This window comes from Bacillus sp. N1(2025), assembly GCF_053470005.1.
The window spans coordinates 24688-37620 of record NZ_JBLTJB010000001.1; the positions used below are offsets into that span (position 1 = coordinate 24688).

The following is a 12933-nucleotide window of genomic DNA, read 5'->3' on the forward strand; positions in this document are numbered from 1 at the left end:
CTTTTTTGATTACACGAGAGGTCCGCCGGCTTTGGCAATCGAGTCTGCATGGGAAAACTTTTTAAAGTTTTCTTTAAACTCATTGGCTAAAAACAGCGCTTTTTCGTTGTATGCTTGTTTATCGCTCCATGTGTTTTCAGGCTGAAGAACTTCATCCGGAACGCCCGGAACATGAACGGGACTGCGCAGGCCGAAAATGCTGTCTGCCGTCATGTCAGTCTGGTTCAGCCTGCCTTCAATAGCGGCCTTGACCATCGCTCTTGTATACGAAAGTTTCATCCGTTCTCCGACTCCGTACCCTCCGCCGGTCCAGCCTGTGTTGACCAAGAAGACTTGAACGCCGTGTTCGTCGATTTTATGCCCGAGCATTTCGGCATATACATGCGCCGGAAGCGGAAGGAACGGTGAACCGAAGCACGTCGAGAAAGTCGTTTGCGGAGATGTCACGCCGCGCTCGGTTCCCGCGAGTTTACTGGTGTACCCACTTAAGAAGTGATACATCGCCTGTTCCTTCGTCAGTTTGCTGATCGGAGGGAGCACACCGAATGCGTCCGCCGTTAAAAAGACGATTGCCTGCGGATGGCCGGCAATGCTCGGCTGCACGATATTGCCGATCATCTCAATCGGATATGCGGCTCTTGTGTTTTCCGTGTAGAAGGAATTATCGTAATCCGCTTCACCCGTTTTTTCATCAAGCACGACATTCTCAAGAACAGACCCGAAGCGGATCGCACGAAAAATCTGCGGTTCTTTTTCCTCGCTCAGATTGATACATTTAGCGTAACATCCGCCTTCAATGTTGAAAACGCCGGAATCTGACCAGCCGTGCTCGTCATCGCCGATCAGTTTGCGGTCCGCATCGGCTGAAAGCGTCGTTTTCCCTGTGCCGGAAAGACCGAAAAACAGGGCGACATCGCCTTTTTCACCGACATTGGCTGAGCAGTGCATCGGCAGTATATCCTGCTGCGGAAGCAGGAAGTTCATAATGGAGAATATTGATTTTTTCATTTCTCCGGCGTATTCGGTGCCGCCGATTAAAATGACGCGCTTTTCGAAAGAGACAATGATAAATGTTTCCGAATGCGTGCCGTCCGTCTCCGGATCTGCTTTAAAATGCGGAGCCGAGAGAATGGTGAAAGGCTGCGCTTGCGGATCTCTTTCATCCGTCTCCGGTCTGATAAACAGCTGGCGTGCGAATAAATTGTGCCACGCAAATTCATTTACGACCGTAATCGGGAGTCTGTATTTTTCATCCGCTCCTGCGAATCCTTCAAAAACAAACAGTTCATCCCGCTGTTTTAAGTAGCTGACGACTTTGGCGTACAGCTTTTCAAACGCCTCTTCAGAAATGGGCTGATTCACCGCGCCCCAATCAATTTGATTTTCTGTGCTTTGTTCACGGACGATAAATTTATCTTTAGGTGACCTGCCTGTATAAGCGCCGGTGGTGGCGCGTACGGCGCCCGTTGATGTCAGCGTTCCTTCATTTCGGCTGATCACTTTTTCGGTAAGTTTTGGAGCCGATAAATTATGATGCACATTCGGACTTGCAAGTAATGCTTGAAGATCTGCGGTTAAATCAACTAATTTCATAAAAACCTTCCTTTGCCGGTTTATTTGTATTTCGCTGAATGTGGAATTAGTATAACATATATCTGAAAATAGTCTATACTATTTGCGGTTTTTTGTTTGTGTTTTTCCATTGCTTCCCGAAATAAAGGCGCGTAATCGCTTTAATTCATATTGACACTTTCCGCCCTTTTACGATAAGATATTTCATTGAGCGGATACTCTTATCCCGAGCTGGCGGAGGGACAGGCCCGATGAAGCCCAGCAACCGGTTTCTCTGTAAAAAAGCAGGTGAAAACACTGTGGGAAACCAAGGTGCTAACCTGATGCAAGGTTTAATATTTTCCTTGAGCGATAAGAGTGAAAGGCACACAGACCAAACCCTTTCCTCGAGTGGAAAAGGTTTTTTTATTTCATAAAATATGCCAATTAACATTCTCTGATATAGTATGACATTGTATTAAGAGGGAGCGAGTTCCGTATCATATGAGAAGGTCTTGCAAAAGATCTTTTTTCAGGAGGAAAAGTGAATGAGTAAAAACCGTCGACTATTTACATCTGAATCTGTTACTGAGGGTCATCCGGACAAAATCTGTGACCAAATTTCTGACAGTATCTTAGATGAGATTTTAAAAAATGACCCGAACGCGCGCGTGGCCTGCGAAACATCTGTAACGACAGGACTTGTGCTGGTAAGCGGAGAGATTACTACATCAACATACGTTGACATTCCGAAAACAGTCCGTGAAACGATTAAAGAAATCGGCTACACACGCGCCAAATACGGATTTGATGCGGAGACTTGCGCTGTTTTAACATCAATTGATGAACAGTCTGCGGATATCGCAATGGGTGTCGATCAGGCTCTTGAAGCGCGTGAAGGCACAATGAGCGATGCTGAAATCGAAGCAATCGGAGCGGGAGACCAAGGCCTGATGTTCGGTTATGCGTGTAACGAAACGAAAGAGCTTATGCCGCTTCCGATCTCTTTGGCGCATAAATTAGCCCGCCGTTTGAGCGAAGTCCGCAAAGAAGACATTCTTCCGTATCTTCGCCCTGACGGCAAAACGCAAGTTACCGTTGAATATGATGAAAACAACAAGCCGGTCCGCATCGACGCGATCGTTATTTCAACTCAGCACCACCCGGAAATTACGCTTGAGCAGATTCAGCGCAATCTGAAAGAGCATGTCATTAATCCTGTCGTGCCTGAGGAACTGATCGATGAAGAAACAAAATACTTCATCAACCCTACGGGACGTTTCGTAATCGGCGGACCTCAAGGTGACGCGGGTCTTACCGGCCGTAAAATCATCGTTGACACATACGGCGGATATGCACGCCACGGCGGCGGCGCATTCTCCGGTAAGGATGCGACGAAGGTAGACCGTTCTGCGGCATACGCTGCGAGATACGTAGCGAAAAACATCGTGGCAGCAGGCCTTGCTGATTCTTGTGAAGTGCAGCTTGCATACGCAATCGGCGTGGCACAGCCTGTTTCTATTTCCATCAATACATTTGATACAGGAAAAGCTTCTGAAGAAAAACTGATCGAAGTCGTACGGAATAACTTCGACCTGAGACCTGCCGGCATTATTAAAATGCTTGATCTGCGCCGCCCGATCTATAAGCAGACTGCTGCTTACGGCCACTTCGGACGTCATGATGTGGATCTTCCTTGGGAGCGTACTGACAAGGCGGATGCGCTTCGCAAAGAAGCACTAGGAGAATAATTTTATAGCCGCTTACTTAAGCGGCTTTCCCTTTTTGTAGATGCTGCCATGCTTATTTTTACATAGCGTGAAACCAATGGCGTAACACAGCGTCTATAAAAAGGGGGTCCAATTAGAAAATTACACTTATGGAGGCTATACTATGTGTGGATTTGTCGGTGTTTTTAATAAGCATCCATTAACTCAAACCGCAGATCAAGAAGAGCTAATCAAACAAATGAACCAAATGATCGTTCACCGCGGTCCTGACAGCGATGGGTATTATCATGACGAGCACGTCGGATTCGGCTTCAGACGGCTCAGTATTATTGACGTAGAAAACGGCGGACAGCCTTTATCATATGAAGACGAAAAATATTGGATCATTTTTAACGGCGAAATCTATAACTACATTGAATTGAGAGAAGAGCTTGAAGCGAAAGGCTACACTTTCAATACAGATTCCGATACTGAAGTGCTCCTTGCGACATACCGTCATTATAAAGAAGAAGCCGCTTCAAAGCTTCGCGGAATGTTTGCGTTTTTAATCTGGAACAAAGCTGACCGCGTTATGTACGGCGCGAGAGACCCGTTCGGCATTAAGCCGCTGTATTACACAACCATCGGGGACAAAGTATATTTTGCATCTGAAAGAAAAAGTTTAATGGCCGCTCAAAACGGCATTGATCTTGATACAGCTTCTTTACAGCAATATATGTCTTTCCAATTCGTTCCTGAACCGAGCACGCTTGACGCTGAAGTGAAAAAAGTCGAGCCGGGCAGCCAGTTTACGATCCGCCCGGAAGGCGATATCGCGTTTAAAACATATTTTAAAGCGAACTTTAAGCCTGTTCAGTCTGATGAAGATAAATTGGTGAAAGAAGTCAGAGACGCAATCTTTGACTCTGTCAAAGTTCACATGAGAAGTGACGTTCCTGTCGGTTCGTTTCTATCCGGCGGTATCGACTCTTCTTTTATCGTCTCAGTTGCGAAAGAATTTCACCCGAGCCTTAAAACATTTTCCGTCGGTTTTGAGCAGCAGGGCTTCAGTGAGGTTGACGTAGCGAAGGAAACGGCTGCCGCGCTCGGGATTGAAAATATCAGCAAAGTCATTTCTCCTGAGGAGTATATGAACGAGCTTCCGAAAATCGTCTGGCACTTTGATGACCCGCTTGCAGATCCGGCGGCGATTCCTTTGTACTTTGTCGCAAAAGAAGCGAAAAAACATGTAACGGTCGCGTTATCCGGGGAAGGCGCGGACGAGCTGTTCGGCGGGTACAATATTTACCGCGAACCGCTTTCGCTTAAACCGTTTGAACGCATTCCGTCCGGTCTGAAAAAAATGCTTCTTCATGTGGCGTCCGTCATGCCTGAAGGAATGAGAGGGAAAAGCCTCTTAGTCCGCGGCTGCACACCGCTTGAGGAGCGTTATATCGGTAATGCGAAGATTTTTGAAGAGCCCGTGAAAAAACAGCTGCTCAAACATTACAATCCAGAGCTTTCATACCGTGATGTCACGAAGCCGTACTTTACGGAAAGCCGTTCATACAGCGACATTAATAAAATGCAGTATGTTGACATCCATACGTGGATGCGCGGCGACATCCTGTTAAAGGCTGACAAAATGACGATGGCCAACTCATTGGAACTGCGCGTGCCGTTCCTTGATAAAGTCGTGTTTGACGTGGCTTCTAAAATTCCGGATGAACTGAAAACAAAAAACGGCACGACGAAATATCTTCTGCGCAAAGCTGCTGAAGGAGTAGTGCCTGATCATGTGCTTAACCGCAAAAAACTCGGCTTCCCTGTGCCGATCCGCCACTGGCTGAAAAATGAAATGAACGAATGGGTTCGCAACATCATTCGTGAAAGTGAAACAGATGCTTATATTGAAAAGGATTATGTCCTTCAGCTTCTGGAAGATCATTGTGCCGACAGAGCGGACAACAGCCGCAAAATCTGGACCGTGCTGATCTTCATGATCTGGCACAGCATCAATGTTGAAAAAAGACTGGTGCCGGAAGAGCTGAATCATCAGCCGAAAGAAGTCATTTTCGTTTAATCCAAAAGGCTTTCGATGTTATCGAAAGCCTTTTTTCTATTGTTTTTTTGTAAACCGTCTATTCCGCTCTGTTTTCGACAAAGTATTACGCAATATTCAGAAAAAGGTTATAATAGGACTAATCGGGTAGATTCCGGAAAGTGTTTTCTGGCTATTTCGTCTCGGTTTGTTGTTTCTTTGTCAAAATCAGGGGGAGGGAGAGTTATGCAAAACAAAGAAAAAACGCTTCACCGCGGCTTGGAAGAGCGGCATATCTCGCTTATGTCGTTGGGCGCCGCGATTGGAGTCGGGCTGTTTCTCGGGTCGGCTTCTGCCATAAAGCTTGCCGGGCCGGGGATTTTAGCCGCTTACGCCTGCAGCGGACTGATTATGTTTTTTATTATGCGGGCATTAGGGGAAATGGCGATTCAAAAGCCTGTAGCCGGCTCATTCAGCCGGTATGCCAGAGATTATCTCGGTCCGCTTGCCGGATTTTTAACAGGCTGGAACTATTGGTTTTTATGGGTTGTTACCTGCATGGCGGAAATCACCGCGGTCGGCATTTATATGGGCTACTGGTTCCCTGACGTGCCGTCATGGATCTGGGCGCTTTGTGCACTCGTCATTATGACGGCTGTCAACTTTCTGGCGGTCAAAGCGTACGGTGAGCTTGAATTCTGGTTTGCGCTCATTAAAGTCTTGGCGATTCTGTCAATGATCGCGATCGGTCTGGTGATGATCGTATTCGGTCTCGGAAACGGAGGCGTTGCGCTCGGAATCAGCAATTTATGGAGCCACGGCGGCTTTTTCCCGAATGGGATTAAAGGGGTGCTGCTGTCGCTTCAAATGGTCATGTTTGCCTATCTCGGGATTGAGCTGATCGGTGTCACAGCCGGTGAGGTCAAAAATCCGGAAAAATCACTGGCGCGGGCCATAGATACTGTTTTTTGGCGCATTCTCATTTTTTACGTCGGAGCTTTGTTTGTCATTATGTCAATTTATCCGTGGCAGGAAATCGGTTCAGGCGGAAGCCCGTTTGTTTTGACATTTGAAAAAATCGGAATCCCCGCTGCAGCCGGAATCATTAATTTTGTCGTATTGACGGCGGCTCTTTCTTCCTGCAACAGCGGGATCTTCAGCACGGGGCGCATGCTGTTCAATCTGGCGGAGCAAAATGAAGCGCCTAAAGCATACGGTACGGTCACAAAAGGCGGTGTGCCGGGAAAAGCGGTATTGGTTTCAGCGGGCGCGTTGTGCATCGGCGTTTTGCTGAACTACGTGGTGCCGGCGAAAGTGTTTACGTGGGTGACGAGCATTGCGACGTTCGGGGCGATTTGGACATGGTCGATTATTTTGCTTTCCCAAATGAAATACCGTAAAAGCTTACAGCCGGAACAACGGAAAAAACTGAAATATAAAATGCCTTTATACCCCTTTTCCTCATATATCTCGCTGGCATTTCTCGCTTTTGTCGTTGTGCTGATGGCTTTTGATGCAGAGACCAGGGTGGCCGTCATCATCGGTCCTGTCTGGTTCGGCATATTATTAGCCGCCTATTACGGGAAAGGTTTCCATAAAAGAAAAGACATAGGTCTGGAAAACGGACAGACATTCGCCGAAAAAGCGTAAAAAAAGAGCCCGGGACATGGGCTCTTTTTTTCATAGGATCGGGCCAGCGGGGGAAGAATAAAACAAATTCCTGAACATTTTGCTTCTGTTTCCTGACAATCGGGAGAATGCAAATGGTTTTTACTTAAATAATATTTTGAAAAATGGTACAGTAGTAAAAACAAAGCTGATCTATTTTTATTTCTTTTGCAGTGTTTTATAATATCGGCCTTTTTCAACATATTCCGTTCTGATTCTTTCCATGTCCCGTATGTCTTCTTCTGTCAGCCGGCGGATAACCTTTGCGGGCCGGCCGAACGCAAGACAGCCGGGAGGAATGGTTTTGCCCGGAGGAACGAGACTTCCGGCGCCGATAAACGCGCCTTCTCCGATTTCCGCCCCGTCAAGAATGACGGAGCCCATACCGATTAAAGCATTCTTTTTGATGATTACGCTGTGCAGTGTAACCTGATGGCCGATCGTGACGTCATCTTCAATAAGAAGCGGGCGGTTCGGACTTTGATGCAGACAGCTCAAGTCCTGTATGCTGACTCTTTTTCCGATCCTTGTCGGCGCAACATCCCCCCGGATGACGGCTGAGAACCAAATGCTTGATTGTTCTCCGATCACGACGTCGCCCGTAATGACGGCGTTATCCGCAATGAACGCTTCAGGATGTATGTCCGGCGTAAATTGTTTATAAGGGTAGATTATCATGTCTCATCCTTCTTTCTCTAAATTTATGTAAGAGGTGAACTGCATGTGGACTTGGAAAGCAGACAGGCCCGTCGGTACCATTGTCATTATCCACGGGGCGAGCGAATACCACGGGCGTTATAAATGGCTCGTTGAAATGTGGAGATCTTCCGGATATAACGTGGTGATGGGCGATTTGCCCGGTCAGGGAACGTCGACCCGCGCCAGAGGGCATATTCGCTCTTTCCAAGAATACATTGATGAAGTAGATATATGGATTGATAAAGCGAGAACGCTTGAAGCGCCCGTTTTCCTTTTGGGCCACAGCATGGGCGGACTGATTGCGATAGAATGGTTTAAGCAGCAGAGAAATCCCCGCATTACGGCACTCATTTTATCATCACCTTGTCTGGGTCTGCAAATAAAAGTCAATAAAGTCCTTGATTTTGCGTCTAAAGGACTGAACGTCCTCGCTCCGTCCCTCAGAGTGGATTCCGGCTTATCACCTGATATGGCAACGAGGAATGCGGATATGATTGAAGCGGATCAAAACGATTCTTTATATGTCACGAAGGTATCCGTAAGATGGTACAGAGAGCTTTTAAAAACCATTGATGCCGCTATGGTGCCGACTGATGCGTTTTTAAAGGTGCCGCTTTTGCTTATGCAGGGCGGTGATGACAAAATCGTCGATAAAATGAAGGTCCGCAAATGGTTTTCCGGTGTGGCTTCCCATAATAAATCGTACCGGGAATGGGAAGGGCTCTATCATGAAATTTTTAATGAACCGGAAAGAGAAACTGTGTTTAAGGCGGCAAAAGCCTTTACAGATCAGTATATTTGAATTCGCTGGGGGTGCATATGTTGACAGTACCGGAACATCCTTTTAACCTTATGGCAAAAGTGTATCGGGAAATTTTTCCGCTCGTTCATCAGGAATTGAACATGTGGCGGGAAAAATCAGATTCCATTAAAAATACCGAACTGCGGCAGCAGGCGGCCGCAAGTATCCGCGATAAGTCGTTTCATTGTGAAGGCGGCGGCATTTTAGCCCTGCTTTCGGGAGAGCAGAAACAGAAATGCGTACAATTTATCATCGCGTATCAGACAATCAGTGATTATCTGGACAATCTGTGCGACCGCAGCACCTCGCTTGATCCCGAGGACTTCCGCATGCTTCATCTCTCCATGCGTGACGCGCTGACGGTCGGTGCCGAGGTGCGGCCGTACTATCAGTACAGAGACGAGCAGGATGACGGCGGTTATCTTCATGAGCTGGTCAGAACATGCCAGCGGGTGCTCGGGTCAATAGAACATTACGGTATCATTAAACCTTATTTGCTTGAGCTGTGTGATTATTATTGCGACCTTCAGGTTCATAAGCATGTCGTTGAGCATGAACGCGTTCCGAGGCTTAAAGGCTGGTTTGAGCAGTACCGGTCACAGCTTCCGGAAATGGAGTGGTTTGAGTTCTCGGCCTGCGCCGGATCGACGTTAGGCATTTTCTGTCTCGTTGCTTACTCATTCCAGCCTGATTTTAACGAACATACCGCTGAGAAAATCCGCAGCAGTTATTTTCCGTACATACAAGGGCTGCATATACTGCTTGATTATTTAATTGACCAGGAAGAGGATCTGCTTGAAGGCGATCTGAATTTCTGTACGTATTATCAGTCTCATGAAGAAATGATGCAGAGACTGCAGCATTTTATTGAAAAAGCGGATGAACATTTGCAAGGCATTCCGCATGAAAATTTTCACCGGCTGATCAACAGAGGGTTGCTCGGCGTCTATTTATCCGATGACAAAGTCGCCGGCCAAAAAGAAATGGGCCGCCTCGCGCGAAAGCTGATCAGGGCTAGCGGAAAAACGTCATTTTTCTTTTATATCAACGGAAGAGCCTACCGCAAATTTCAGAAGATGGCTTGGACGAAAAGTTCGTAATGGGTGAACTGCGCCTCTCGTGTAAATCATGACGGCGCAGTTTTTTATTTATGACGTGAAGTATGAAATGAAACATTGTTTGCGCCTGCAGAATATGATACTTTAATTTTATGAAAAAATTAAAGTATTTAGCGGTCATAGCATTACTTTCCATTTCCGGAGGCTGCTCCGTCATCCATGCTTCCGCCGGCTATCATCCTGTCTTGATAGCGCACAGGGGCTCTTCTGCGATTGAGCCGGAACATACAGCTTTGTCTTATGCGCGTGCCATTAAAGACAAAGCAGATTATATTGAGATAGACTTACGGAAGACGAAGGACGGCCATCTGATTGCAATTCACGATAAAACGGTAGATCGGACAACAGATGGTAAAGGGATGACAGATGATCTGTCTTTGGCTCAGATTAAGAAACTGAATGCGGGAAAAGGAGAAAAGATTTTAACATTAGAAGAAATCATACAGAAATTCGGACAAACTGCCAATTACTATATTGAGACAAGAGAAAGCAACGGCAGCCTGGTGATGGAAAAGAAACTGATTGACATATTACAAAAACATAAGCTGATTTCCAGCCATAAAGCAGTCATTGAGTCTTTTAGCGGGAAGAGCTTAAAAAAAGTTCGATCTATGGATAAAAAAGTTCCTCTTGTTCGATTATTAAAAGATAACGAGGCTGAGGAGATAAATGATAAGCAGCTGCAAACCATCAGAACGTATGCTGATACAATCGGGCTCAACGCCAAATTGGCAAATGAAGCAGTCGTGAAGTGCATTCATCACAATAAGATGAAAGTGCACGTGTTTTTTGATAAGGAAGACGAGCATACGCTGACGCCTATTATGCTGAAACAAAAAGCAGATGGTGTCTTTACAAACAATCCCGCTTATACACGCGGCGTGCTGCAAAACAGTAAATAAAAAGAGACATGCGCATTTTACGCTGTCTCTTTTTTTAACGGTTTCTTTTTTGCCGCAAGGTGCATTGCGAATTTGCCGATCAGCCCGATGACAAAAAATGCAGCAAACCACCAGTAATAGGTTTTTGCGAACTCAAATCCTAAATGTCTTGATAAAATGATGACGAACATCACATAGGGAACACTTGAAAATATGATGCGAAGAATATTCAAACTGCCGCTCCTCCCAGATGTTACACTTAAAAGATGAACTTTTTTCCATTATTTCATAGTAATTGATTTTTCAGAAAAAGTAAACACAAAAAGAATCGGCCCGCTTATGTCAGGCCGATTCTTTATTTGCCGGCAGATTTCTTTTCAATCGCTATAATAAACGGCGGGTCGTTTCGCTGGTTGAGAAAGCCGTAGCTCAGCACGCGCGCTTTTTCCTGATCAAGATTGCTGCAGTACTCCAGTAATGCACTTTTTTCCGTCTTGCCTTCAGGATGCCCGTGGTACACAACGAGAACGATCATCCCGTTCTCCTTCAGCAGTTCAAGGAGCTGTTCGATCGCGGAAATGGTTGAGTGGCCGTTTGTCGTAATGCTTTTATCGCCGCCGGGCAGATAGCCGAGATTAAACACGGCGCAAGCCACACGACCGTGCGCATCCTCAGGCAGCGATGCCTTTATTTGATCATGGCTCTTATGGTGAAGCGTGACGCGCGGACTGAAGTCGGCACCGAGCCGCTCCTTCGTTTTAGCGAGTGCGTCCGCTTGAATATCAAAGGCATGGACATGTCCTGTCTCACCGACAAGGCCGGCCAGGAAATATGTATCATGTCCGTTGCCCATCGTCGCGTCAACCGTGATATCACCTTCCTGTGCGGCGGACTTCAGCAATTCTTTACTGAAAGGGAGGATGTGCATCAAGGTCATAGGGCGGTCTCCTCCCCGATCTTTCTGAAGAGCTTTCCTTGATAGCTTCCCCGTGTTTCCAGCTCTTTTTGAATGGCGCCCAGTACTTCCCACTTATTGACGCTCCACATCGGTCCGACCATTAATTCGATCGGCCCGTCTCCCGTAATGCGGTGAACGATCATTTCCGGGGGAATGATTTCGAGCTGATCACATACAAGACTTACATATTCTTCTTGAGAAAGGAACTCCAGCTTTCCTTTTTCATATTGCTTCACCATCGGTGTGCCTTTTAATAAGTGAAGCAGGTGAATTTTAATGCCTTGCACATCCAAATCAGCGACGGCTTTGGCCGTCTCCATCATCATGTCCCTGTTTTCAAGCGGAAGCCCGTTAATGATATGGGAACAAACGCGTATGCCGTGTTTTCTCAGTTTATTGACACCCTCAACATAGCAGTCAAAATCATGGGCGCGGTTGATCAGAAGGGCGGTTCGCTCATGTACGGTCTGCAACCCGAGTTCAACCCATAAATAGGTCCGCTCATTCAGTTCGGCCAAATATTCCACGACATCGTCCGGCAGGCAGTCCGGACGGGTCGCGATCGACATGCCGACAACGCCGTCAAGCTTGAGGACGGATTCGAATTTTTCACGCAGCTCCTCTACCGGGGCATGCGTATTCGTGAACGCTTGGAAATATGCGATATATTTGCCGTCTTTCCACTTTTCGTGCATACGGTTTTTGATATCGTGAAATTGCGTGAGTAAGTCATCGGCCCGATTGCCGGCAAAATCGCCGGAGCCCGCCGCGCTGCAGAATGTGCAGCCTCCGTGTGCAACCGTGCCGTCCCGATTCGGGCAGTCAAAACCGCCGTCAAGCGCGACTTTAAACACTTTATGCTCGAAATGCTCCCGCAGATGATAATTTAATGTATGGTACCGTTTTTCCGTATTTGAATAAGGAAAAGGGTTATTCTCGTTCAATGTTCAAAAAGCCTCCCTCACATCAGATGCATCCTAAAATTGTAGCATGAATGATGGGGGTTCACAATCTGAAAACAGGATGCTGCTTTCTTTTGTTTATTATGACTCCAGGCAGGATTCTCATTCTTTTAGCTTAAACGCGGAAAATTTGGTTCTCTTTCCTGAAACCTTCGGGTGTTATTATTTTTGGTCCGCTCAAACTAAGTTTGATTTCCCATTCACTGAGGAGGGGTTTCGTTGGCAACAAGACAATCAGTAGATGAACATCTCCAAAGAAGCGAACAGGCGTATGAATTTGCGAATGAGCAATTTATGACCGCTTCGAAACAAGAGCATTATAATGATAATGAGTACAGTGAAGCGCAAATGATGCTTGAAAACGCGGTGAATGAATTAAACAAGCTGTCATTATCTGCGAATGATCAGCAAAGAGAGCAGCTTTACCGAATGAGATTGCAGCTGCAGACCTTGCAAAACAATATGATTTTGCAGCGTAATTTTGATTACTGACCGCTCCGTTTCAAATGGTTCAGCCAACCTGCCGGAATCCCGGCGGGTTTTT

Annotated in this window: 12 protein-coding genes and 1 riboswitch; of the genes, 7 read left to right on the top strand and 5 right to left on the bottom strand. The window is 46.5% G+C overall.

The genetic code is table 11. The features are described from left to right. Nucleotides 1-9: 9 nt before the first annotated feature. Nucleotides 10-1593: a phosphoenolpyruvate carboxykinase (ATP) gene (gene pckA, locus ACNFN4_RS00180; protein WP_007613256.1), complete on the bottom strand. Its 1584-nt coding sequence runs from the start codon at nt 1591-1593 to the stop codon at nt 10-12. A 197-nt stretch (nt 1594-1790) separates the two neighbouring features. Next, nucleotides 1791-1930, top strand: a riboswitch (SAM riboswitch). A 169-nt stretch (nt 1931-2099) separates the two neighbouring features. On the opposite strand from pckA, the gene metK reads away from it, so the two are divergent. From metK to alaP, 3 genes are all read left to right on the top strand, one after another. Next, a complete protein-coding gene (gene metK, locus ACNFN4_RS00185) occupies nt 2100-3302 on the top strand; it encodes a methionine adenosyltransferase (RefSeq protein ID WP_003152253.1) in 1203 nt (400 codons plus the stop codon). Between the two features lie 142 nt (nt 3303-3444). After that, complete coding sequence (gene asnB / locus ACNFN4_RS00190) at nt 3445-5343, top strand: asparagine synthase (glutamine-hydrolyzing) (RefSeq protein ID WP_003152255.1); 1899 nt, start codon at nt 3445-3447, stop codon at nt 5341-5343. Between the two features lie 204 nt (nt 5344-5547). Beyond that, a complete protein-coding gene (gene alaP / locus ACNFN4_RS00195) occupies nt 5548-6951 on the top strand; it encodes an alanine permease AlaP (protein WP_017418420.1) in 1404 nt (467 codons plus the stop codon). 177 nt (nt 6952-7128) lie between these two features. On the opposite strand, the gene ACNFN4_RS00200 is transcribed toward alaP, so the two are convergent. Next, on the bottom strand, nt 7129-7644 hold the full coding sequence (locus ACNFN4_RS00200) for a gamma carbonic anhydrase (RefSeq protein ID WP_100262139.1): 516 nt from the start codon (nt 7642-7644) through the stop codon (nt 7129-7131). A 46-nt stretch (nt 7645-7690) separates the two neighbouring features. Between ACNFN4_RS00200 and ACNFN4_RS00205 the strand changes: the two genes are divergently transcribed. The 3 genes from ACNFN4_RS00205 (at nt 7691) to ACNFN4_RS00215 (ending at nt 10490) form a co-directional block, all read left to right on the top strand. Then, nucleotides 7691-8470 (top strand): alpha/beta hydrolase, encoded by a 780-nt coding sequence (locus ACNFN4_RS00205; RefSeq protein WP_003152261.1) that lies wholly within the window; start codon nt 7691-7693, stop codon nt 8468-8470. A 20-nt stretch (nt 8471-8490) separates the two neighbouring features. Then, a complete protein-coding gene (locus ACNFN4_RS00210; RefSeq protein ID WP_007408825.1) occupies nt 8491-9570 on the top strand; it encodes a tetraprenyl-beta-curcumene synthase family protein in 1080 nt (359 codons plus the stop codon). Nucleotides 9571-9680: 110 nt separating this feature from the next. Further along, the gene (locus tag ACNFN4_RS00215) at nt 9681-10490 is read left to right on the top strand and encodes a glycerophosphodiester phosphodiesterase family protein (protein ID WP_020956241.1); all 810 of its coding nucleotides are present in this window, start codon (nt 9681-9683) and stop codon (nt 10488-10490) included. A gap of 17 nt (nt 10491-10507) precedes the next feature. Here ACNFN4_RS00215 and ACNFN4_RS00220 read toward each other — a convergent pair whose 3' ends face one another. The 3 genes from ACNFN4_RS00220 to ACNFN4_RS00230 all read right to left on the bottom strand — a co-directional run bounded on the left by ACNFN4_RS00220 (nt 10508) and on the right by ACNFN4_RS00230 (nt 12371). Then, nucleotides 10508-10702 carry a hypothetical protein gene (locus tag ACNFN4_RS00220; protein WP_003152265.1) on the bottom strand — a complete coding sequence of 65 codons (195 nt, stop codon included), beginning with the start codon at nt 10700-10702 and terminating at the stop codon, nt 10508-10510. A 122-nt stretch (nt 10703-10824) separates the two neighbouring features. Further along, nucleotides 10825-11406, bottom strand: coding sequence for a tRNA (mnm(5)s(2)U34)-methyltransferase (locus ACNFN4_RS00225; protein ID WP_007408823.1), 582 nt, complete (start codon nt 11404-11406; stop codon nt 10825-10827). Then, on the bottom strand, nt 11403-12371 hold the full coding sequence (locus ACNFN4_RS00230; protein ID WP_448199928.1) for a TIGR01212 family radical SAM protein: 969 nt from the start codon (nt 12369-12371) through the stop codon (nt 11403-11405). Before ACNFN4_RS00230 ends, ACNFN4_RS00225 begins: the two co-directional genes overlap by 4 nt. A gap of 237 nt (nt 12372-12608) precedes the next feature. Here ACNFN4_RS00230 and ACNFN4_RS00235 point away from each other — a divergent pair, with 237 nt between their 5' ends. Then, on the top strand, nt 12609-12881 hold the full coding sequence (locus ACNFN4_RS00235) for a YtzC family protein (protein ID WP_003152272.1): 273 nt from the start codon (nt 12609-12611) through the stop codon (nt 12879-12881). Nucleotides 12882-12933 lie beyond the last annotated feature (52 nt).